This window comes from Humitalea sp. 24SJ18S-53, from assembly GCF_050632385.1.
Taxonomy (GTDB): Bacteria; Pseudomonadota; Alphaproteobacteria; order Acetobacterales; family Acetobacteraceae; genus Humitalea.
The window spans coordinates 4,451,975-4,473,066 of the sequence record NZ_CP192599.1 but is presented as its reverse complement, the minus strand read 5'-3'; the positions used below and the strand labels follow the sequence as shown (position 1 = coordinate 4,473,066).

Below are 21,092 nucleotides of genomic sequence, written 5' to 3'. Positions count from 1 at the left end.
GTGTCTTCCCCCGATTGCGCCGGAGGTTGGCCTCTGGTTCAGCCGTCGTAAAGCCCGGGCGTGGTCACCACGCCACGTGCCAGATCCTGCGCGAGCGCCGCCCGGTCGCGCGCATGCGGATCGCCGAAGCCGCCGCCGCCGCTGGTTTCTAGCCGCACCACATCGCCAAAACCCAGGCGGTTGCCGTCGGATTTTGGCGGCAGGGGCGTCTCCACCCCATCGCGGATCAGGGTCAGCCGCCCCAGGCTGCCCGCGCCGCCGCCGGCCAGGCCAAAGGGAGCGAAGCGGAAGCGCTCCATATTGGCGCCGAAACTTGCCGCGGGGCATTCAACCCGCCATTCCCGCAGCAACCCCAGGCCCCCACGGAACTGCCCGGCCCCGCCGGAATCCGGCAGCAGCGCATAGCGGCGGATCGACAGCGGCATCGTCGCCTCGATCATCTCGACCGGAATATTGGCGTTGTTGTGCATGCCGGCGGCAAAAGCCGATGCCCCATCGCCGCGCGGCGAGGCACCGACGCCGCCGATCTCGATCTCGACCAGAACTTCGCGCTTGTGGTCCTCGTCCACCGTCTGGATCGATGCGACGTAGGACCCACCGTAGTAGGCAGCCGGGATACGATCCGGCACCGCCTGGTGCAGCGCGCCGAACATCGCATTGGCCAGGCGATGCACCACGGCGATGCGATGCGCGACGGGGGCCGGGAAGCGGCAATTCACCACGCTGCCGAGCGGGGTGATGATGGTGACGGGGCGGTAGCAGCCGGCATTGGGGAACAGCTCCGTGTCGGTCGCCGCCATCAGCGCGTAGAACACGCCGCAGGCGCTCATCCCGATGGTGCAATTCACCGGCCCGGCCTGTTGTGGCGCGCAGCCGGACAGGTCGACGGTCGCGGAATCTCCGGCGATGGTGACGGCGACATGCAAGCGGACCGGCGTGTCGGACACCCCGTCGTTGTCCACAAAATCCTCGAATTCATAGGTGCCGTCCGGCATGGCCGCCAGCGCGGCGCGCATCTGCGCCTCGCTCATGTCCAGCAGCCTCGCCTGAGCCTCGATCAGCGTCGCGGCGCCAAAACGCTTGGCCAGGCGGGTGATGGCGGCGGCACCGACCGATAGGCTCGCGAGTTGCGATTGCAGGTCGCCCAGCATGAGGTCGGGCTTGCGCACATTGGCGCCCAGCATGCGCCAGACCGAGTCATTCAGCCGACCGCCCTCGATCAGTTTCATCGGCGGGATGCGGCAGCCTTCCTGGAACAGTTCCGTGGCAGTTGCTGCGTAAGATCCCGGCGCCATCCCCCCGACATCGATGTGATGCGCCAGCGCGCCGACATAGGCGACGCGCCGCCCGTCGAAGAACACCGGGCGGAACACCAGGATGTCGTTCAGGTGCTGTCCCCCCGAATAGGGGTCATTGGTGCAGACGACATCATCCTCGGCCCAGTCCTCGGCCGCGACATGATGTTCCAGCAGCGCGCGCAACGCGTGGCCCATGCTGTTCAGATGCTGCGGGATGCGCGCCGATTGCGCGATGTTGAAGCCCTCCGCATCAAACACCGCCGTCGAGTAGTCCAGCAATTCGCGCACGATGGTGCTGCGGCTGGTGCGCCAGATGGTGACGTCCATCTCCGCCGCGGCGGCGGAAAGGGCGTTGCGGATGATCTCGATGTCGATCGGGTTCATGCCGCCTCTCCTTTCGTCGCGACAAGCGCGCCGGCGGCGCCCGGCCTGGCGGTCCAGCCGGGACCGATCCAATGGGTAGAAAAGGCTTCCTCGATGATCGCAGGGCCGGCGATGATATCGGCGGCCCCCAAAAATTCGCGCTGCCAGACTGGCACATCGGCCCAGGCGTTCTGGGTCCAGCACCGGCGCGTGCCTTTTTGCGCTCCGCCGCCAACGGTGTCCGCCGCGCGTTCGTCGGGTTTCTGCAACCGCCCCGTCGCGGTCGCGCGCAGAATGACGATCTCCACCGCATCGCCTTCATTGGCGTAGGAAAAGCGTTTTTGGTGCGTGGCGTGGAAGCCCGCCACCAGCCCGTCCAAATCGGTGCCATCGGGCCAGGGGATCAGCAGTTCAAACGCCTGGCCGCGATAACGCATGTCGGCGGCCAGCCCGATGATTCGGTCGGCGGGCGGAATGCCATCGGCCGCCAGCGCCGCATCGGCCTGGGCACGCAGCGATGCCACGGCCTCCTCGATCGCCGGCAGGTTTTCCGCTCGCGCCGATACCAGCCGCGCACGGGAAAAATCCTGCATCAGGTCGCTGTACAAAATGCCGAAGGCCGACAGCGTGCCCGGTTCAGCGGGGAAGACCACTTCGGTGATGCCCATTTCCTCCGCGACCTCGATCGCGTGCAGCCCACCCGCGCCGCCAAAGGTCAGCAAGGTAAAGGCGCGCGGGTCCAGCCCCTTTTCGAACAGCGACAGCCGCACCGCCGCCGCCAGGGTCGCATTGACCACCGCCAGCACCCCGGCGGCGGCCGGTTCCGCCCCCAGGCCCAGCGGTGCCCCAACTCGCGCGACCATCGCCGCCCGGGCGGCCGGCAGGTCCAGCGCCATCGCCCCACCCAGGAAGAATTCCGGATCCAGCCGCCCCAGCACCAGGTTGGCATCCGTCACCGTCGGCTCCGTGCCGCCGCGCGCATAGGCGACCGGCCCCGGCCTGCTGCCCGCGCTGCGCGGCCCGACCGCGAGCCTGCCGCCGGCATCCACGGCGGCGATGCTGCCGCCCCCGGCGCCGATGGTCCGCATCTCCACCATCGGCAGCCGCACCGGCAGCCGGTCGATCTCGCCCTGGGTGACGATGCCGACCCGGCCGTCCTGCACCACCGACACGTCATAGGATGTGCCGCCCATATCCACCGCGACCATGTCCGGCCGCGCCAGAAGTGCGGCCAGCCGCCCCGCGGCCAGCGCCCCGCCCGATGGGCCGGACAGCAGCAGCCGCGCGGGTTGCGATGCGGCGGTGGCCAGCGAACAGACCCCGCCGTTGGACTGCACCATGTAGACGTTGGGCGAAAACCCCGCCTCGGCCAGCCGCGCCGCCAGCCGGTCGAGGTAAGTCTTCACCACCGGCACCAGCAGCGCGTTCAACACCGTGGTGCTGGTGCGTTCGTATTCGCGCATCTCCGGCGACACGTCGGACGACAGCGACACCGCCAGATCGGGCCGCGCCGCCGCGATCAGCGCCGCCAGCCGCCGTTCATGCGCGGGGTTGGCATAGGCATGCAGCAAGCAGACCGCGACGGCCTGCACATCGCCCAACCGCTCCAGGATCGCGGGCAGGGCGGCTTCCTCCAGCGGCAATTCCACGCTGCCATCGGCGCGCAGCCTCTCGGCGATGCCGAAACGCAGGTCGCGCGGGATCAAGGTGGGGAAGGCGGCGGGCGTCAGCCCGTAGATGTCGCGCCGCACATGGCGGCCGATTTCCAGCACATCCTCGAACCCCGCCGTCGTGATCAGCGCACCGCGGGCCAGTTTGCGTTCCAGCACCGCATTGGTCGCGATGGTCGTGCCATGCAGCAGCAGCCCGACATCGGATAGCGCGAAACCGAACCGCGACGCCGCTTCGGTGATGCCGCGCAACAAGCCGATGGAGGGATCCTCCGGCGTCGTCGGGGTCTTCCAGGCGCGCGGCACGGGGTCGCGCGCATCCAGCAGCATCAGGTCGGTGAAGGTGCCGCCGATATCGACGGCAATGCGAACGGGGGGGGGATTGGCCATGCCCCATCCTGCCATGTGCTGGGCGGTCGAACAGGCCCGGGCTGGCTCGCCAAAACCCGCCCGCGCCAAAAATGCCGCGCGGACGGGCAGTTCGTCGTCGTCAGCCGCAGCCGGGGGCGGCCACGCGATCCGCCTCGCCAATCAGGCTGGGGGTGAAGGGCTCGGCCGCCTCCGTATCCACCGCGATCAGCACCGCGCGGATATCCTGCTCGCCCGGCACCATGATGCGGCGCAGGTTCGGCGCGGCCGGGATGGGGCGGTCGTCGAGGAAGAAGTGGCTGTCGCCGTTCAGCAGCAGCACCGGCTTGCCGAAGGCGCGCGCCCCCGCGCCGATCGCGGCGATCGTGTCGGTATAGCCGCTGCCATAGCCGCGCCCGCAGCGCTCCCGATAGAACAGATCGGCCTGCAGGTTGATCACCATGGCCGGGGCACCGGATTCGAGCGCGCGGACGAAGGCCGCGTTGATCCAGGCGATATTGGCGGCATTGCGCGCGGCGTATTCGGCCGCGGCGGAGGCCGGCGGGGCGATCACCGGCGCTTCGCCCGGGACTGTCGGGCGGTTGTTGTTGCTGCCGGGCACATGGGCGGTGACGAAGACCACCCCGTCGCGCTCCCAGCGCGCGTTTTCCACGTAGAGCCGCATCGCCGGGTCGGTATCCGCCTGGCGTGTCAGGCGCATCGGGCGGCGACCCAGGCTCTGATCATCGGGGAAGAACCGTGCGCGCAACAGCGCCAGGCGTTCATTCGCATCGAAGCGGCCGGCGCGGGTCTGCCAGCAATCGGTCCATTCATTGTCGCCGGGCGTATAGATCAGCGGGTGGGCCGCCAGGCTCATCCAGGTAAAGGCACGCAGCAGGCGGTCGTCGGAGCAGATCTCCGACCCCCCCTTGGTATCGCCCAGGAAGATGCTGAACGCTGGCTGGGCGCGGTTGATGGTGCCCATGAGCCGGGCCACGCGACCTTCCTCATCCGGGCAGAGGTTCGGGGCCGAGGGGATGCAATAGGGCATGTCCCCAAACGCCACGAAGGAAAAGCGTTCGGCCTGGGCCGGGGCCGCGAACAGGGGAAGCAGGCAAAGCAGGGCAAGGAGGCGCATGGAGGAATCCCTATTGATACCTCCATCCTAGCGGAACCCGGCGCCCTGTGGATGACAGCATGGTTGCGGTTCGGCCCGGTCCCGGCTACCGCCCCCCGCGTGCTTCTGAAAACCGCCGACTTCGACTTCCACCTGCCGGAACACCTGATCGCGCGGGAACCCGCCCGGCCACGCGATGCCGCGCGCCTGCTGCTGGTCGGCCCGGACGGCGCATCCGACCGCGCCATGCTGGACCTACCGGGGCTGCTGGAACCCGGTGACGTGCTGGTGGTCAACGACACCCGCGTCATCCCCGCCCGGCTGACCGCGCGCCGGGGCGAAGCGCGGGTCGAAATCCTGCTGAACCGCAACGAGGGCGGCGGCATCTGGCACGCGCTGGCCAAGAACGCCCGCCGCCTGCATGCCGGCGACACCATCCGGATCGAGGGCGCCGAGGATTGCACGGCCACCGTCCTGGCCGCCCCCGAAGACGGCGCGGTCCGGCTGGACTTCGGCCCCGACCAGGCGGCCCTGGCCGTGGCCCTGGAAGCCGCGGGGAAAATTCCCCTGCCGCCCTATATCCCCCGCCCCGATGGCCCGACGGCGCAGGATGTGGCCGACTACCAGACCATTTTCGCCCAAACCCCCGGCGCGGTCGCGGCGCCCACAGCCAGCCTGCATTTTTCCGAACGCCTGCTGGCGGCGCTCGACGCACGCGGTGTGACGCGCGCCACGGTGACCCTGCATGTCGGCGCCGGAACCTTCCTGCCGATGCGGGCCGACAACCCGCATGATCACCGCATCCACGCCGAATGGGGCGAAATCACCCCCGAGGCCGCCGCGACGATCAACGCCGCCCGCCGCGTCATCGCCGTCGGCACCACCGCGCTTCGCCTGATCGAGAGTGCGGCCCGCGACGGCGGCGGCGTCACGCCGTTCCGGGGGCTGACCGACATCTACATCCTGCCCGGCTTCCGCTTTCGCGTGGCCGATGGGCTGATGACCAACTTCCATTTGCCGAAATCGACCTTGTTCATGCTGGTTTGCGCCTTTGCCGGCGAAGCCCGCATGAAATCGGCCTATGCCCATGCCATCGCGGAGCAATACCGCTTCTATTCATACGGAGACGGTAGTTTGCTGTGGCGCGCATGAGCCTGCACTGGACCGAGACGGCCCGCGACGGCGCGGCCCGCGCCGGCACCCTCCATACGGCGCATGGCACCGTCGAAACCCCCGTCTTCATGCCCGTCGGCACCGCCGGCACGGTCAAGGCGATGACCGCCGACAGCGTCCGCGCGACGGGCGCGCGCATGATCCTGGGCAATACCTATCACCTGATGCTGCGGCCGGGGGCGGAACGGGTGGCGCGCCTCGGCGGGTTGCATCGCCTGGCCGATTGGCATGGCCCGATCCTGACCGATTCCGGCGGTTTCCAGGTCATGTCCCTGGCCGGACTGCGCCAGATGGACGCCGATGGCGTGACCTTCCAAAGCCACCTGGACGGCAGCAAGCACCGCCTGACCCCGGAACGCAGCATCGAGATCCAGCATTTGTTGGGCGCTGACGTGACGATGTGCTTCGACGAATGCACGCCCCACCCGGCGACCGAAGCCCAAACGGCCTCCTCCATGCGCCTGTCCATGGCCTGGGCCGCCCGATCCCGCGCCGCCTTTGTCCCGCGCGAGGGCCATGGGCTGTTCGGCATCGTCCAGGGCGGCGTGTTCAACGACCTACGGGCCGAAAGCGTCGCCGCCCTGACCGCCATCGGCTTCGAGGGCTATGCCATCGGCGGATTAGCGGTGGGGGAGGGCCAGGCGGAAATGTTCCGCGTGCTGGACTGGACGGTGCCGCTGCTGCCCCGAACCAGCCCGCGCTACCTGATGGGCGTCGGCACACCGGATGACTTGATCGGCGCCGTGCTGCGCGGGGTCGATATGTTCGACTGCGTGTTGCCCACCCGGTCCGGCCGCACCGCCCGCGCCTATACCAGCCGCGGCGTGCTGAACCTGCGCAACGCGCGCCACGCGGAATCGCTGGAACCGCTGGACCCCGATTGCCCGTGCCCGGCCTGCCAAAAGCATTCGCGCGCCTATATCCACCACCTGATCCGCGCCGATGAGATTCTTGGGCCCATGCTGCTGACCTGGCACAATATCCAATATTACCAGACCCTGATGGGCCGCCTGCGCGCCGCGATCATTGACGGCCGCCTGGTGGAGGAAGCCGCCGCGATCCGCGCGGGTTGGCAGGAAAGAGCCGTCGCATGAGCACCCCCACCGACACCAGCGGCCTGACGCAACTCGGCCACCTGTCCGGCCTGCCGGCCAATCCGGATGTGCCGGTGCTGGAACGCGTGCCCAACCCGCATCCCGGGCTGAACTATGTCGTGCGCTTCGTGGCGCCGGAATTCACCAGCCTCTGCCCGCTGACCGGCCAGCCGGATTTCGCCCATATCGTGTTGGACTACATCCCGGCCGATTGGCTGGTGGAGAGCAAGAGCCTCAAGCTGCACCTCTCCTCCTTCCGCAACCACGGGTCTTTCCACGAGGCCTGCACCCTCGACATCGCGCGCCGTGTTGGCGCGTTGCTGACGCCGGTCTGGTTGCGCATCGGCGCCTATTGGTATCCGCGCGGCGGGATGCCGATCGACGTGTTCTGGCAATCCGGCACGCCGCCCGAGGGCACCTGGATCCCCGACCAGGGCGTGCCACCGTATCGTGGCCGCGGCTGACCTGATCCGCGCCGAGGCCCTGGCCCTCGGCTTCGACAGCGTGGGTTTTGCCCGCGCCACGCTGGGCCTGGAGGTCCGCGAACGCATGGCGGCCTTCCTGGAGGCCGGGATGCATGGGCAGATGGCTTGGCTGGAGGACCGCGCCGAGCAACGCGCCCAGCCCCGCGTGTTGTGGCCGGAGGCAGTGTCGGTCGTCAGCCTGGGGCTGAACTACGGCCCGGCGAATGACCCGCTGGAAACCCTCGACCGCCGCGACCGCGCCAGCATCAGCGTCTACGCCCAGAACCGCGACTACCACGATGTGCTGAAGAAGCGCGTGAAGGCCCTGGCCCGCTGGATGGTCGGCAAGTTTCCAGGCGCGGACGTAAAAGTGTTCGTCGACACCGCCCCGGTCGCGGAAAAGCCCCTGGCGCAGGCGGCCGGGATCGGTTGGCAGGGCAAGCACACCAATCTCGTCAGCCGCGCCCTCGGGTCCTGGCTGTTCTTGGGCGAGGTGTTCACCACGCTCGACCTCGCCCCTGATGCCGCGGAGGTCGACCACTGCGGCACATGTTCGCGCTGCCTCGATGTCTGTCCGACCAAGGCTTTTCCCGCGCCCTATCAGTTGGATGCGCGGCGCTGCATTTCCTATCTGACCATCGAGTATCGCGGCCCGATCCCGGAGGAATTCCGCACCGCCATGGGCAATCGCATCTATGGCTGCGACGACTGCCTGGCGGTCTGCCCCTGGAACAAATTTGCTTCCGCCCATGACGAACCCGCCTTCGCCCCCCGCGCCGCGCTGAGCGCACCGCTGCTGGCCGATTTCGCCGCGCTGGATGACGCGGGCTTCCGTGCGCTGTTCAGCGGCAGCCCGATCAAGCGCATCGGCCGCGACCGCTTCATCCGCAACCTCTGCATCGCCATCGGCAATAGCGCGACACCCGCCCTGCTGCCCGTCGCGCAATCCCTGTGCGAGGATGCCGATCCTGTGGTGGCGGAGGCAGCGCGTTGGGCGGTGGACAGGCTTCGATGAACACGGCCCTGGTGCTGTTCAGCGGCGGACAGGATTCCGCCACTTGCCTCGCCTGGGCGCTGGCCCGCTTCGATCATGTGGAAACCCTGGGCTTCGACTACGGGCAGCGGCATCTGGTCGAACTCGCCTGCCGCGACGCGTTGCGTGCCGGCATGGCATCGCCAAAACTTGGCCCCGACCACACCTTGGCGGTGCCGACCCTGGCCGCGATCGGCGGTTCCGCACTGACCGAGGATGCGGCCATCGCCATGCGCGCCGACGGCCTGCCAAATACCTTCGTCCCCGGGCGCAACATCCTGTTCCTGACCCTGGCCGCCGCCCTGGCCGCGCGGCGCGGCATCCGCCATCTGGTGACGGGTGTCTGCGAGACAGATTATTCCGGCTACCCCGATTGCCGCGACGACACGATCAAGGCGGTGCAGGTTGCGCTGAACCTCGGCATGAATGCGCGCTTCGTCATCCACACGCCGCTGATGTGGCGCGACAAGGCGGCGACCTGGCGCCTGGCGGAGGCGCTGGGCGGCACCCCGCTCGTGACTTTGATCCGGGATGAAAGCCATTCCTGCTACATCGGCGATCGCAGCCAGCGCCACGCCTGGGGTTTTGGCTGCGGCGCATGCCCGGCTTGCGACCTTCGGGCTCGCGGTTGGGAGGCTTATGTGGCATCGGCAAACGCATGATGACCAAACGCACCGAGGGCCTGCTGTTCCTGGCCGGCTTCGCCCTGACCATCCCCGCCGCCAACTGGCTGATCGGCAATGCCGGCACGGTCTGCGTGCCGAACGGGCCCTGCCTGATCCCGGTCGCGCCGGGGCTGATGGCGCCATCCGGCGTGCTGATGGTGGGCCTGGCCCTGGTGTTGCGCGACATGGTGCAGCGCCGGCTTGGCGTCTGGGCCGGCGCCGGCGCGGTGCTGGTGGGCGCCGCCCTTTCGGCCTTCCTGGCGCCGCCGGCGCTGGTGCTGGCCTCGGCCCTGGCCTTCCTGTTCAGCGAGGCCGCTGACATGGCGGTCTTCACCCCGTTGCAGAAGCGGGGGCTGCTGCTGGCCGTTGTCGCGAGCAGCCTGGTGGGGCTGGTCGTGGACAGCCTGATCTTCCTGTCCGTCGCCTTCGGCAGCCTGGATTATCTGGCCGGGCAGATCGTCGGCAAGGCGCTGATGGTGGCCATCGCCCTGCCGCTGATCGCCCTGGTTCGTCGGCGGGACATCGCGCGCGGCTGGTAAAGCCGGTCAGCCGTGGCCGCCGCCCAGGTAGGCGTCACGGACTTCGGGCCGCGCCAGCAATTCGGCGCCGGTGCCCTGCATCGTGATCCGCCCATTCGCGAGGACGTAGCCGCGATGGGCCAGGCGTAGCGCCTGGAACGCGTTCTGTTCGACCAGCAGGACCGTCAGACCCTCTTCCTCGTTCAACCGCCGGATCGCCGAAAAGATCTGGCGCACGATCAGCGGCGCCAGGCCCAGCGACGGCTCGTCCAGCAGCAGCAGGCGCGGCTGCGACATCAACGCGCGCGCGATCGCCAGCATCTGCTGCTCGCCGCCCGACAGCGTCCCCGCACGCTGATCGGCACGCGCCGCCAGCAGCGGGAACAAATCATGCGCCCGCGCAAAGCCTGGGGCGGGGTCGTGGCCCGCGACCTCGGCGCCCATCAGCAGATTTTCGGCGACGGACATGCGCGGAAAGACCCGGCGCCCTTCCGGTGACTGCGCCAGGCCAAGGCGCATGATCTCATGCGTGGGCAGGCCGGTGATGTCGCGGCCGTCGAAAACGACACGCCCCGACCGCGCCCGCGGATCGCCGCAGATCGTCATCAGCAAGGTGGATTTGCCGGCCCCATTGGCGCCGACCAGGGTGACGATCTCCCCGGCCGCGACGGTGATCGACACCTCGCGCAGGGCCTCGACGGGGCCATAGCCGGCGGAGACGGATTCGAGCGCCAGCAGGCTCACGCTGGTTCATCCTCGCCCAGATAGGCCGCGATGACGGCGGGGTCGGCGCGGATCGCGGCGGGCGGGCCCTCGGCGATCTTGGCGCCGTGGTCGAGCACGACGACATGGTCGCTGATGCCCATGACCACGCCCATGTCGTGTTCGATCAGCAGCACGGAACAGGGCGGCGCCTCGGCCGCGCGGCCGTCGCGGATGGCCATGATCAGCGCCGACAATGCGGCGGATTCGCGCGGGTTCAGCCCGGCGGCGGGTTCGTCCAGGCACAGCAGGCGCGGCGCGGTGCACATGGCGCGCGCGATCTCCAGCCGGCGTTGCGCGCCATAGGGCAGGGCGCCCGCCGCATCATCGGCGCGGTCCAGCAGGTCCGTCGCGACCAGCCAGGCACGGGCGCGTTCGATCGCGCGGCGCTCGGCGGCCGGATAGCGCGACAGCCCCAGCACCGCGCCGATGCCGAAACCGCTCGCCGCCATCAGGGTGCGATGCTGCGCGACCAACAGGTTTTCCAGGCAGGTCATGCCGCCGAACAGCCGAATGTTCTGGAATGTGCGCGCCACCCCGGCCAGCGCGATGCGATGCCCCGGCAACCGGTGCAGCGCCGTGTCGCCCAGGGTGATGCTGCCGGATGACGCGCGGTAGAATCCGGTGATGCAGTTGAACAGCGTGGTCTTGCCCGCGCCATTCGGCCCGATGACGGCGGTGATACGCCCCGGCTCGGCGGTGAAGGACACATCATCCACGGCGACCAGCCCGCCGAAGCGCATGGTGACGTCGCGTACGGCCAGGGCGCTCATCCCTGACCCTGCCCGACCATGCCGCCGCCGATGGCTTTCTTTTGGCCGCCGAGCGTAACCGTCGGCGTCCGCTCGCCGACCAGCCCGCGTGGCTTCAGGATCATGATCACCACCATCGCCCCGCCGAAGAACAGCATCCGCCATTCGTCCAGGTCGCGGAACAGCTCGAAGCCGCCGATCATGACCAGCGCCGCGATGGCCACGCCCAACTGGCTGCCCAACCCCCCCAGCACGACGATCGCCAGGATGATCGCCGACTCGCTGAAGGTGAAGGATTCCGGGCTGATGAACCCCTGCCGCGTGGCGAAGAAGGCACCGGCGAAGCCGCCGAACAGCGCACCCAAAGCGAAGGCGGTCAGCTTGGTATTGGTCACGTTGATGCCTAGGGCGCGCGACGCGATCTCATCCTCGCGCAGCGCTTCCCAGGCCCGGCCAAGCGGTTGCCGGCGCAGCCGGATCGACACCCAGTTCGTCAGCAGGGCCAGGGCCAGGATCAGGTAGTAGAGAAACATCACCCGATGGACTGGCGATGGTTCCAGCCCAAAGGCGCCGGCGAAACTGCCCGGCCCACCATCGGCGGAAAACGGCAGGCCAAAGAAGGACGGGCGCGGAATCCCGCCGATGCCATTCGGCCCACCGGTCACGCTGGCCCAGTTCAGCAGGATGATGCGGATGATCTCGCCAAACCCGAGCGTCACGATGGCCAGGTAATCGCCGCGCAGCCGCAGCACCGGAAAGCCCAGCAAGACCCCCCAGAACGCCGCCAGCACACCCGCCAGCGGCAGGCAGATCCAGAACGACCAACCAAAGGTCTGCGCCAACAGCGCGTAGGAATAGGCCCCGATTGCGTAGAAGGCGACGTAGCCAAGGTCGAGCAACCCCGCCAACCCGACCACGATGTTCAGCCCCCAGCCGAGCATCACATAGGTCAGCACCAGGATGCCGATATCCAGCTCATACCGTCCGGTGAAGGGCAGCACGGGCAGCACGACGGCGAACCCCAGCAGGGCAGGGGCCAGGAAGCGCCCGATGCGCGGCAGGCGCGGCAAGGCGATCCGCGCCGGGCCCCGCGCTTGCCACGCCAGGATCGCCAGCCGTCCGCAAAACACCAGCCCCACCAGCAGCGCCACCAACCCCCAGCGCGGACGCAGGATCAGCGACCCGACCGGCCCCACATCGGTGCGCAGCCCGACGATGGGCGCGAACAACAGCAGGGCGACGGCGGCGACGGTCGCGGCGTCACGCAGGGAGGCGCGGTTCATACCTTCTCGACCTCCTGCCGCCCCAGCAACCCGGTCGGCAGGAAGATCAGCACGATGATCAGGACGGCAAAGGCCGCGACATCCTTGTATTGCACCGAGAAATAGGCGGACCAGAAGGTCTCGATCAGCCCGATCAGCAGCCCGCCCAGGACGGCCCCCGGCAGCGATCCGATGCCGCCCAATACGGCGGCGGTAAAGGCCTTCACCCCGGCGACGAAGCCGATGAAGAAATCGATCACCCCATAGCGCATCAGGTAGAGGCACCCCGCGACGGCGGCCAGCGCCGCGCCGATGACAAAGGCGAGCGAGATCGTTCGGTTGGTATCGACCCCCAGCAGGCTGGCCATCTTGCGATCCTGCTCCACCGCCCGCATCGCACGGCCCAGCGGCGTTTTCGTCACCAGCACGGTGAACCCGGCCAGCACGACCAGGGTCGTCACGATGATCAGCACCTGGATCGCGCTGATGGTCGCGGCAAACCCCGATGCATCGCGGAACAATTCCATGCCCCCGCGCACCACCGGCTCGGTCGGCTTGACCCGCGCGCCTTGCGCCAGTTGCACGTAGTTCTGCAGCACGATGCTCATCCCGATCGCCGAGATCAGCGGCGCCAGGCGAAACGATCCGCGTAATGGCTTGTAGGCGATGCGTTCGACCGCCAGCCCATACATCGCGGTGATGCCCATGGCGAAAGCCAGCACCAGCACGATCGCCGCGGGCCCGTCGATGCCGCCCGCCAGCAGCAGCAAGCCGATCAGCGACACGAAGGCCCCCACCATGAACACATCGCCATGGGCGAAATTGATCATGCCGACGATGCCATAGACCATGGTGTAGCCGACCGCGATCAGCCCGTAGATCATTCCCAGCGAAACGCCATTCACCAGCTGCTGCAACGCATAGGCCACACGATCACCCCTTGCCCGGTGGATGCGATGCTAGGCGGGGCGGCGTGGCCTGCGCCAGCGGATGATGCGCCGTGACCAGCGCGCGCAGCCGTTCTTCCAGCACCTTTGTATAGATTTGCGTCGTCGCGATGTCGGCATGCCCCAAAAGCACCTGCAGGCTGCGCAGATCGGCCCCATGCGCCAGCAGATGGCTCGCGAAGGAATGCCGCAGCACGTGCGGGCTGACCCGGTCGGGGTCCAGCCCGGCGGCCAGGGCTGCTTCCTTCAACAACAGCGCCATGCCCTGGCGGGTCAGATGTCCGGCGGCCCCGCGGGATGGGAAAAGCCAGCGGCTCGGTGTCTTATCCGTGGGGGCCTTGTCCGCGGCGGGCCTGGCGGCCAGTACCGCTTCCCGAGCCCGGGCGGAGATCGGCACCAAGCGCTCCTTGCCGCCCTTGCCCCGCACCGCGACCAGGATTTCGCCATCCCGGAGGGCCGCGGCAGGGAGTGTGACCAATTCGCTGGCCCGCAGGCCCGAAGAATACAGCAATTCCAACATCGCGACCGCGAGCGCCCCCCGCGTGCCGGGCAACAGGGCGGCCCCCGCGATCAACCGGGTCACCTCCTCCTCCCGCAACGCCTTGGGCAGGCTGGCCGGGGTTTTTGGGGAGGTCAGCAGGATGGTCGGATCATCATCCCGCACCCCCTCGCGCGCCAGGAACCGGAAGAACTGGCGCAGCGCCGACAGCCGCCGCTGGGCGGTGCGGGCGGCCAGCCCCGCGGCGTTCAAGCCGCGAAGGTAACTGGCCAGGGTCTCGGGCGTCGCCGATTCGGGGTTTTGGGCGAAGCGGCGAGCATGGCTGGCGAAATCGGCCAGGTCGGCGTTGTAGGCGGCCAGCGTGTTGCGGGCGGCACCCCGTTCCGCCGACAGCATTTCCAAAAAGGCCTCGACATGCCGGCCGTCGGCCACCGGTCAGCGAGTACCGAAACGGTCGTTGGGGATGCTGCGCTCGATCGGCTGCGGATCGACCGACGGCGGAAACGCGCCGATCGCCAGCAGCCCGAGCACAATCACCCCGATCACCACCAGAAGGATCGAAAGCACGGGGCGGCGGAACATGGGGCTGGGGCATCCTGTGCGGAGGTTGATGGTGTGCTAGCCTTCGCCACCGTGTCACGCAACCTCGACCTGGCGGCCCCCCCGTCCCACCAAAGCCAAAGCCCCTGGCGGCAGCCCCTGCCCATGGGGCAGGCCACGCATGGGCGCAGCGTCGTGCTGATCGGACTGCCCGGGGCGGGCAAATCCTCGATCGGGCGGCGCCTCGCACACCGGCTGAACCTGCCCTTCCGCGACGCGGATACGGAGATCGAGGCCGCCGCCGGCCTGCCGATCACCGAAATCTTCGCCCGCTACGGCGAACCGCATTTCCGCGATGGCGAACGCCGGGTCATCGCGCGCCTGCTGGCCGGCCCCCCCCTGGTGCTGGCGACCGGCGGCGGCGCCTTCATGGACCCGGTGACCCGCCAGGCGGTGCAGGCCAGCGGCGCCCTGTCGATCTGGCTGCGGGCGCGCGCGCCCACGCTGCTGCGCCGGGTCGCCGGGCGCGAACACCGCCCCCTGTTCCATGGCAAGGACCCGTCACAGGTGCTGCGGGACCTGATTGCCCTACGCCACCCTGTCTATGCCGAGGCCGATGTGATCGTGGACTGCACCGACGAACCGCCCGAGGGCACCACCCGGCGCGTGCTGGACGCGGTCGCCACCCACGCCAGCCCCGCGCGGCTGACCGTGCCGCTGTCCACCCCGTATGACATCCTGATCGGCGGCAATCTGCTGGCCCGGTCGGGCGCCTTGCTGGCGCCCCTGCTGCCCGGCACCCGCGTCGTCGTCATCGCCGATGCCAATGTCGCGGCCCAGCACGGCCACACCCTGCGGTCCGGGCTGGAGGAAGGCGGGCTGACCATCCTGGCCGAAATCACCCTTCCGCCGGGCGAGGCGACCAAATCCCTCGCCTCCTACGCCGATACGATGGAGGCGGTGCTGGCCGCCGGCGCCGACCGCCGCACCACGATCATCGCCCTCGGCGGCGGCGTGGTGGGGGATCTGGCCGGTTTTGTGGCCGCGACCACGCTGCGGGGCCTGGCCTTCGTGCAGGTGCCGACCACCTTGCTGGCCCAGGTGGACAGCAGCGTCGGCGGCAAGACCGGGATCAACCTCAAGGCCGGCAAGAACCTGGCCGGTGCCTTCCACCAGCCGAAGATGGTCCTGGCCGATACCACCACCCTGGCGACCCTGCCGCGGCGCGAATTGCGCGCGGGCTGGGCGGAGGTCGCCAAGCACGGCCTTCTGGACGGCCCGCTGTGGGACTGGTGCGAGGCCAATGGCCCCGCCGCCATCGACGGCGACCCGGCGGCCCTGCGCCACGCGGTCCTGGAATCCTGCCGCCTGAAAGGCGCCGTGGTCGCCGCCGATGAACGCGAGGAAGCCCCCGACGGCGGCCGCGCCCTGCTGAACCTGGGCCATACCTTCGGCCACGCCTTCGAATCCGAATGCGGCTACGACGGCAGCCTGCTGCATGGTGAGGCGGTGGCCATCGGCCTGGTCCTGGCCGTGGCGCTGTCCACCCGCCTGGGTTTTTGCGACGCCGGCCTGCCGGCGCGGGTGGCGCGGCACCTGTCGGCGGTGGGGCTGCGCGCGCGGGTCATCGACCTGCCGCGGCCGTTTTCGACGGCGCGGCTGATGGCCAGGATGCGGACGGACAAGAAGGCGCGCGAGGGCAAGATGCGCTTCGTGCTGCTGCGCGCCCCGGGCGACTGCTTCACCAGCAGCGACGTCCCGGAAGCGGCGGTCGAAACCCTGCTGCGGGACGCCGGCTGCGGCGACTGACGGGGCCGGCACCTGCAGCGCGATCGACGTGACGCGCTTCAGGCCTGTCTTCGGCCGGGCGGTGCCATCGCATCGCGCGCACGCCCTGGCCCGTACCCTCGCGTGTCAGGTCACGCGCAATCCGGCTGCTTCGATGACGGCCGACCACTTCGTATTCTCCGCACGGACGAATGCGGCGAAGGGCACGGGCGGCAGGAAGCCGACCGTGCAGCCCTGCTCCCCAACGCCCTGCACCACGGCGGGCTGCGCCAGCGCGGCGCCAAGCGCCGAGGACAGCTTCTCCAGCACCGGTGCCGGCATGTTCGCCGGGCTGCACACCCCCCACCAGGGTGCGGCGGAGAAATTCGCGAGGCTGGTGCCCACCCCCAGCTCCGCGATGGTCGCCAATTGCGGCATCTGCGGGACGCGCGCGGTGGTCGTCAGCCCGATGAGGTTGAGACGCTGGGCGTTGTAGTGCTCGACCACCGCCGATAGCGCATCGAAGTAGAAATCCACCCGCCCGGCGACCAGGTCCACCATGGCCTGGGAGGAGCCGCGATAGGGCACGTGGGTCACCTCGATCCCCGCGGTGCGGTTGAACATCTCGCCGGCCAGGTGGCTGGTCGAGCCGATGCCCGAGGAGACCATGTTCAGCTTGCCGGGATTGGCCTTGGCATAGGCGATGAAGCCCGGCAGGTCGGACGGCAGGCCTGGCCGCACCGCCAAGGCAAAGGGGCCATCGCCGATCAGCCCGACGAAGCCGAAGTCGCGATCGGGGTTGAAGGGCGTGTCGCGGTCGATCAGCGGGCGATAGAAGGCGCCGGCGCCGGCCATCAGGATCGTGTAGCCATCGGCCGGGCTCTTCGCGACATTCTCCGCGCCGAGCGAGCCGCCCGCGCCGGAGCGATTGTCAAAGATCACCGGCTGGCCGAGCAGCGGCGTCATCGCATCGCCGACGATCCGGGCGATATTCGACGTGGCGCCACCCGCCGGCCAGGGGACGACGAAGCGGATCGGGCGAGTCGGGAAGGCGCCTTGCGCCTGGGCGGCGCCGGCACCCAGCAGAAGGGCGGGGGCGGCAAGCAGGTGACGACGAAGCATGGTCTCAGGTTCTCATCGAGGGATCGCGGAACGATGACGCCGTTTCCACGCGACAGCAAGACGTCACGCTGCAATGCACAAAAAATCTACCTCTATCGCGGGTGGAATCCGATCACGCCGCGGGCATTTAACATCAGATCTGCACAACCGTCTCGCATCCCGGCCACGGCGATAGGATGGAACAGGTAGAGCCAGGCCGGATTCGCATGGAGTCGGGTGAGGCATGCGCCATAGGCGGCCTCCCGCGCCGTATCGCCGACGGTGCGATTGGCGCGCTGGATCAGCGCCTCAAGCGCCGGGTCGTCGTGCCCCTGCCACCAGAGCGCCCGTACCGCGCTGGAGATCTTGTCGTTGAGGATACGATAGGTGCTCTGCGGTGTGGAATCGAAGATCGCCATGTCGCCGATCTCCCGCCGGCTGGCTTCGCGGGCATAGGCCGGGCGGTCGGGTTGCACCTCGATCCGCGCGGGGACGCCGACGGCCGACAGGGCCTCGGCCAGGGCCTGGCTGATTCGTTCCGCCCTTTCGGGGGTCGTCGTGGGCGTGCGGATCAGCACGGGTGCCCGAATGTCCGCCGTGTCGAACAGCCGGCGGGCTGCCTCGGGATCGTAGGGGATGGGGGCGAGGGCGGCGGCCGAGGCGCCCAGGTGGGCGGGGCTGACGATCGTCGTGGCCGGCACGCCGAGGCCGAAGAAGATCTCCTCCACGATCGCCTGGCCATCGACGGCGTGGTTGACCGCAAGCCGCGCCTCCGGCCGCGCGAAGGGGCCGCTGGCTGCGTTGAGGAAGGCCGTGACCGACAGCGTGTTGACGGTGCGCAGCCAGTCCAGGTCGGCATCGAAGGCCAGCCGGTGCTCGCAACGTTCCAGGTTCATGGCGACATCCACCGCACCGTCGCGCAGGGCGCGCAGACGGTCCTCCGCCAGGGGCACGGCCAGCAGTGTCACCTGCGCGGGGCCCGCCGTCGCATAGACACGCGCCAGTCGCACCTGCCGCTCCGGCGCGTAGTCCACCACCCGATAGGGACCGGTGCCGAGGAGCGGCAGGCCTTCGGCCGTCTCGCGGGAGATGAAGAACTCCGCGAACAGGTCGAGGATATCGGCGAAGGGCGCCGGCGCTTCCACCTGGACGTCGCGACGCGACAGGGCCGTGATCCGGCAGCCCGCCAGGTACCGCGCGTAGGACGAGGCCATGCCGAATGTATCGATGGCATCACGGATGCCCGCGATGAAGTGCAGGATGGTGTCCGCATCGCAGGGCGTGCCATCGTGGAAGATCGCGCCGTCCCGGATTTGGAAGATCCAGCGACGCCCCTCGTCATGGTGCTGCCAGCGGGCGAACAGACCCGGCGCCGCGCGACCGTGCCGCCAGAGGCACAGCGGCTCCAACACCAGGGACCTCAGGGTCAGCAGGGCCGGGTCATCGGTGACCTGGCGCGCGGGCAGGAAGCGCAGCTTCTCGACCGCGATATGCAAGCCGCCCTTGTGTGAATCCGAAGCCCGCGCCCCGACCGCCTCCATCAGTCGGCGTAGGACCCGTCGATCCGGTCGAGCTGGCGCAGCAACGCCGGCCATTCCATCACGCCATAGGCCCGCCGCGTGCCGGGCTGGTAGTTCTTGTAGGTCGCGGCGACGACATCCTCCCGCGCCGGACGCAGGGGGGTGTTGCAGGCCATCGCCGCCAATTGCGCCTTGCAGGACAGTTCCAGCCGATGCATCGCGTTGAAGGCCTGGGGGATCGTCTCGCCCACCGTCAGCAGGCCGTGGTTGTACATGATCATGGCATTGCAGTCGCCCAGGTCGCGGACCAGCTCCTCCTGCATCTCCAGGTCCAGCACCACGCCCTTGTAGTCGTGATAGGCGATCTTGGCGAAGCGCATCGCCGTCTGCGTCAGCGGCAGCAGCCCGCATTCCAGCGACGAGATCGCCATGCCCGGCCAGGTGTGGGTATGGATGACGCAGCCGATCTCATGCTTCGCCTGGTGGATGGCGCTGTGGATCACGAAGCCCGCGCGGTTCACGCCGAAATCGAAACCGCCGAAATCGGTCTTGGCGAGCACATTGCCCAGATGATCGATCTTGATGAGGGAGGAGGCGGTGATCTCCTCATACATCATGCCATAGGGGTTGATGAGGAAGGTGTCCTCGCCCGGCACCCGGACCGAGACGTGGTTGGCCCCCATGTCGGCCATGCCATAGAGCGCCATCAGGCGGTAGCAGGCGGCCAGGTCGATCCGGGCCTGCCATTCGGCCGGCGTCACGCGGTCGCGCATGGAGGCGATGGTCAGGGTGGGTGTCGGACGGTCGAGCATGGGCTGTGTCTCCCTATGACGATATAATGCCATGTCGCGGCGGTGACCGCCAAGCCTGGGGCGCCAAGCCTTGGCGGGGGCGGGACTTGGCCTCATGTTGCCCCGCATGATGGCCAAGAAACAAGACGATGCCCTGCTCATCCTGGTGACCCCGGCATGAGCAATACCGCGGCCCCTTTCGCGGCCCTGCGCCCCCCGCCGCTGCCGCGCCGCCTGCGCGACATGCTGTCGCTGGATGACTTCGAACGCGCCGCCCGGCGCCACCTGCCGCGCCCGATCTTTGGCTATATCGAGGGTGCGACGGAATCCAACAGCGCCTTGCGCCACAGCCGCAGCGCCTTCGCGGCGCATGCCTTCGTCCCGAACGTCCTGGTCGATACCGGCGAGCGCCACGCCCGCACCCGCGTCATGGGGCTGGATTTCGCCCAGCCCTTCGGGCTTGCGCCCATGGGCGGCAGCGCGCTGGCAGCCTATCGCGGCGACGTGGTCCTGGCGCAAGCGGCCGAGGCCGCGGGCCTTCCCGCCATCCTCTCCGGCGCCTCGCTGATCGCGATGGAGGATGTCGCCCGCGCCGCACCCTCCGCCTGGTTCCAGGCCTATCTGCCCGGCGAGGAAGCCCGCATCGTGCCCCTGGTCGAACGCGCCAAGCGCGCGGGCTATGGCACGCTGGTGCTGACGGTCGATGTCGCCGTGCTGCCGAACCGAGAGAACAACGTGCGCACCGGCTTTTCCATGCCGCTGAACCCGACGCCGCGCCTGGCCTGGGATTGCGCGACCCGCCCGCGCTGGCTGCTCGGCACCTTTGGCCGCACGCTGCTGAACCATGGCATGCCGCATATCGAGAACATGGACGCGGTGCGCGGCGTGCCGATCGTCTCGCGCAATTTCGTGCGGCAACTGGGCGCGCGGGATCGGCTGACCTGGGCGCATGTGGCGCTGATGCGGAGGCTCTGGCCCGGCAAGCTGGTGGTGAAGGGCATCCTGGCCGCCGAGGACGCCCGTCGTGCCGCCGAACACGGTGTGGATGGCATCATCGTGTCCAACCACGGCGGCCGGCAGTTGGACTTTGCCGTGGCGCCCTTGCAGGTCCTGCCCGGCATCGTGGCGGCGGCGGGCGACATGCCGGTGATGCTGGATGGCGGCGTGCGGCGCGGAACCGATGTGCTGAAGGCGCTGGCCCTGGGTGCTGCCTTCGTCTTCGTGGGACGGCCGATGCTCTATGCGGCGTCGATCGGCGGCCAGGCGGGTGTTGCCCATGCCATCGGCCTGCTGGCGGAGGAAATTCGTCGCGGCATGGCGCTGCTGGGCACGCCGACCCTGTCCGACCTGGGGCCGCATATGCTGGTGAAGCCGGACTGACGGCCAGGGATCGACGCAACGATCAGGT

At 69.0% G+C, this 21,092-nt stretch carries 20 protein-coding genes; 8 read left to right on the top strand and 12 right to left on the bottom strand.

Annotated features, from left to right (window positions below; translation table 11 throughout):
• Nucleotides 1-38: 38 nt before the first annotated feature.
• The 3 genes from ACQW02_RS21475 to ACQW02_RS21465 form a co-directional block, all read right to left on the bottom strand.
• The gene (locus ACQW02_RS21475) at nt 39-1,682 is read right to left on the bottom strand and encodes a hydantoinase B/oxoprolinase family protein (RefSeq protein ID WP_431281946.1); all 1,644 of its coding nucleotides are present in this window, start codon (nt 1,680-1,682) and stop codon (nt 39-41) included.
• Nucleotides 1,679-3,721, bottom strand: a complete 2,043-nt coding sequence (locus ACQW02_RS21470; RefSeq protein ID WP_431281945.1) for a hydantoinase/oxoprolinase family protein — start codon at nt 3,719-3,721, stop codon at nt 1,679-1,681. Before ACQW02_RS21470 ends, ACQW02_RS21475 begins: the two co-directional genes overlap by 4 nt.
• 100 nt (nt 3,722-3,821) lie before the next feature.
• Nucleotides 3,822-4,817 carry a hypothetical protein gene (locus ACQW02_RS21465; protein WP_431281944.1) on the bottom strand — a complete coding sequence of 332 codons (996 nt, stop codon included), beginning with the start codon at nt 4,815-4,817 and terminating at the stop codon, nt 3,822-3,824.
• 105 nt (nt 4,818-4,922) lie between these two features.
• Between ACQW02_RS21465 and queA the strand changes: the two genes are divergently transcribed.
• Genes queA through ACQW02_RS21435 form a run of 6 tightly spaced genes read left to right on the top strand, consistent with a single transcriptional unit; the run spans nt 4,923 to nt 9,764 of the window.
• Nucleotides 4,923-5,948 carry a tRNA preQ1(34) S-adenosylmethionine ribosyltransferase-isomerase QueA gene (gene queA, locus ACQW02_RS21460; protein ID WP_431285953.1) on the top strand — a complete coding sequence of 342 codons (1,026 nt, stop codon included), beginning with the start codon at nt 4,923-4,925 and terminating at the stop codon, nt 5,946-5,948.
• Nucleotides 5,945-7,063: a tRNA guanosine(34) transglycosylase Tgt gene (gene tgt, locus ACQW02_RS21455; protein ID WP_431281943.1), complete on the top strand. Its 1,119-nt coding sequence runs from the start codon at nt 5,945-5,947 to the stop codon at nt 7,061-7,063. Before queA ends, tgt begins: the two co-directional genes overlap by 4 nt.
• A complete protein-coding gene (queF, locus tag ACQW02_RS21450; protein ID WP_431281942.1) occupies nt 7,060-7,527 on the top strand; it encodes a preQ(1) synthase in 468 nt (155 codons plus the stop codon). Before tgt ends, queF begins: the two co-directional genes overlap by 4 nt.
• On the top strand, nt 7,514-8,542 hold the full coding sequence (gene queG / locus ACQW02_RS21445; RefSeq protein ID WP_431281941.1) for a tRNA epoxyqueuosine(34) reductase QueG: 1,029 nt from the start codon (nt 7,514-7,516) through the stop codon (nt 8,540-8,542). Before queF ends, queG begins: the two co-directional genes overlap by 14 nt.
• The gene (gene queC / locus ACQW02_RS21440) at nt 8,539-9,222 is read left to right on the top strand and encodes a 7-cyano-7-deazaguanine synthase QueC (RefSeq protein ID WP_431281940.1); all 684 of its coding nucleotides are present in this window, start codon (nt 8,539-8,541) and stop codon (nt 9,220-9,222) included. The genes queG and queC overlap by 4 nt, the downstream gene beginning before the upstream one ends.
• Nucleotides 9,219-9,764, top strand: a complete 546-nt coding sequence (locus ACQW02_RS21435; protein WP_431281939.1) for a VUT family protein — start codon at nt 9,219-9,221, stop codon at nt 9,762-9,764. The genes queC and ACQW02_RS21435 overlap by 4 nt, the downstream gene beginning before the upstream one ends.
• Before the next feature lie 6 nt (nt 9,765-9,770).
• Here ACQW02_RS21435 and ACQW02_RS21430 read toward each other — a convergent pair whose 3' ends face one another.
• Genes ACQW02_RS21430 through ACQW02_RS21405 form a run of 6 tightly spaced genes read right to left on the bottom strand, consistent with a single transcriptional unit; the run spans nt 9,771 to nt 14,547 of the window.
• Nucleotides 9,771-10,487, bottom strand: a complete 717-nt coding sequence (locus ACQW02_RS21430) for an ABC transporter ATP-binding protein (RefSeq protein ID WP_431281938.1) — start codon at nt 10,485-10,487, stop codon at nt 9,771-9,773.
• On the bottom strand, nt 10,484-11,278 hold the full coding sequence (locus ACQW02_RS21425) for an ABC transporter ATP-binding protein (RefSeq protein WP_431281937.1): 795 nt from the start codon (nt 11,276-11,278) through the stop codon (nt 10,484-10,486). Before ACQW02_RS21425 ends, ACQW02_RS21430 begins: the two co-directional genes overlap by 4 nt.
• On the bottom strand, nt 11,275-12,540 hold the full coding sequence (gene livM / locus ACQW02_RS21420; RefSeq protein WP_431281936.1) for a high-affinity branched-chain amino acid ABC transporter permease LivM: 1,266 nt from the start codon (nt 12,538-12,540) through the stop codon (nt 11,275-11,277). Before livM ends, ACQW02_RS21425 begins: the two co-directional genes overlap by 4 nt.
• Nucleotides 12,537-13,448 (bottom strand): ABC transporter permease subunit, encoded by a 912-nt coding sequence (locus ACQW02_RS21415; RefSeq protein ID WP_431281935.1) that lies wholly within the window; start codon nt 13,446-13,448, stop codon nt 12,537-12,539. Before ACQW02_RS21415 ends, livM begins: the two co-directional genes overlap by 4 nt.
• A gap of 4 nt (nt 13,449-13,452) precedes the next feature.
• Nucleotides 13,453-14,397 (bottom strand): tyrosine recombinase, encoded by a 945-nt coding sequence (locus ACQW02_RS21410; RefSeq protein ID WP_431281934.1) that lies wholly within the window; start codon nt 14,395-14,397, stop codon nt 13,453-13,455.
• A gap of 3 nt (nt 14,398-14,400) precedes the next feature.
• Nucleotides 14,401-14,547: a hypothetical protein gene (locus ACQW02_RS21405; RefSeq protein ID WP_431281933.1), complete on the bottom strand. Its 147-nt coding sequence runs from the start codon at nt 14,545-14,547 to the stop codon at nt 14,401-14,403.
• Between the two features lie 33 nt (nt 14,548-14,580).
• Here ACQW02_RS21405 and aroB point away from each other — a divergent pair, with 33 nt between their 5' ends.
• Complete coding sequence (gene aroB, locus ACQW02_RS21400) at nt 14,581-16,314, top strand: 3-dehydroquinate synthase (RefSeq protein ID WP_431281932.1); 1,734 nt, start codon at nt 14,581-14,583, stop codon at nt 16,312-16,314.
• A gap of 105 nt (nt 16,315-16,419) precedes the next feature.
• Here aroB and ACQW02_RS21395 read toward each other — a convergent pair whose 3' ends face one another.
• The 3 genes from ACQW02_RS21395 to ACQW02_RS21385 all read right to left on the bottom strand — a co-directional run bounded on the left by ACQW02_RS21395 (nt 16,420) and on the right by ACQW02_RS21385 (nt 19,705).
• On the bottom strand, nt 16,420-17,394 hold the full coding sequence (locus ACQW02_RS21395) for a Bug family tripartite tricarboxylate transporter substrate binding protein (protein ID WP_431281931.1): 975 nt from the start codon (nt 17,392-17,394) through the stop codon (nt 16,420-16,422).
• Between the two features lie 92 nt (nt 17,395-17,486).
• Nucleotides 17,487-18,869, bottom strand: coding sequence for an ABC transporter substrate-binding protein (locus ACQW02_RS21390; RefSeq protein ID WP_431281930.1), 1,383 nt, complete (start codon nt 18,867-18,869; stop codon nt 17,487-17,489).
• Between the two features lie 44 nt (nt 18,870-18,913).
• The gene (locus ACQW02_RS21385; protein WP_431281929.1) at nt 18,914-19,705 is read right to left on the bottom strand and encodes a class II aldolase/adducin family protein; all 792 of its coding nucleotides are present in this window, start codon (nt 19,703-19,705) and stop codon (nt 18,914-18,916) included.
• Nucleotides 19,706-19,861: 156 nt separating this feature from the next.
• On the opposite strand from ACQW02_RS21385, the gene ACQW02_RS21380 reads away from it, so the two are divergent.
• Nucleotides 19,862-21,064 carry an alpha-hydroxy acid oxidase gene (locus tag ACQW02_RS21380; RefSeq protein WP_431281928.1) on the top strand — a complete coding sequence of 401 codons (1,203 nt, stop codon included), beginning with the start codon at nt 19,862-19,864 and terminating at the stop codon, nt 21,062-21,064.
• The last annotated feature ends 28 nt before the right edge of the window (nt 21,065-21,092 follow it).

Bases quoted from the DNA above. Each gene is read 5' to 3' on its own strand.
- queF (WP_431281942.1), top strand. From the start codon at position 7,060: ATGAGCACCCCCACCGACACCAGCGGCCTGACGCAACTCGGCCACCTG.
- ACQW02_RS21475 (WP_431281946.1), bottom strand. From the start codon at position 1,682: ATGAACCCGATCGACATCGAGATCATCCGCAACGCCCTTTCCGCCGCC.
- ACQW02_RS21405 (WP_431281933.1), bottom strand. From the start codon at position 14,547: ATGTTCCGCCGCCCCGTGCTTTCGATCCTTCTGGTGGTGATCGGGGTG.
- livM (WP_431281936.1), bottom strand. From the start codon at position 12,540: ATGAACCGCGCCTCCCTGCGTGACGCCGCGACCGTCGCCGCCGTCGCC.
- ACQW02_RS21395 (WP_431281931.1), bottom strand. From the start codon at position 17,394: ATGCTTCGTCGTCACCTGCTTGCCGCCCCCGCCCTTCTGCTGGGTGCC.
- ACQW02_RS21425 (WP_431281937.1), bottom strand. From the start codon at position 11,278: ATGAGCGCCCTGGCCGTACGCGACGTCACCATGCGCTTCGGCGGGCTG.
- queC (WP_431281940.1), top strand. From the start codon at position 8,539: ATGAACACGGCCCTGGTGCTGTTCAGCGGCGGACAGGATTCCGCCACT.
- ACQW02_RS21465 (WP_431281944.1), bottom strand. From the start codon at position 4,817: ATGCGCCTCCTTGCCCTGCTTTGCCTGCTTCCCCTGTTCGCGGCCCCG.
- tgt (WP_431281943.1), top strand. From the start codon at position 5,945: ATGAGCCTGCACTGGACCGAGACGGCCCGCGACGGCGCGGCCCGCGCC.
- ACQW02_RS21385 (WP_431281929.1), bottom strand. From the start codon at position 19,705: ATGCTCGACCGTCCGACACCCACCCTGACCATCGCCTCCATGCGCGAC.
- ACQW02_RS21435 (WP_431281939.1), top strand. From the start codon at position 9,219: ATGATGACCAAACGCACCGAGGGCCTGCTGTTCCTGGCCGGCTTCGCC.
- ACQW02_RS21470 (WP_431281945.1), bottom strand. From the start codon at position 3,721: ATGGCCAATCCCCCCCCCGTTCGCATTGCCGTCGATATCGGCGGCACC.
- ACQW02_RS21380 (WP_431281928.1), top strand. From the start codon at position 19,862: ATGAGCAATACCGCGGCCCCTTTCGCGGCCCTGCGCCCCCCGCCGCTG.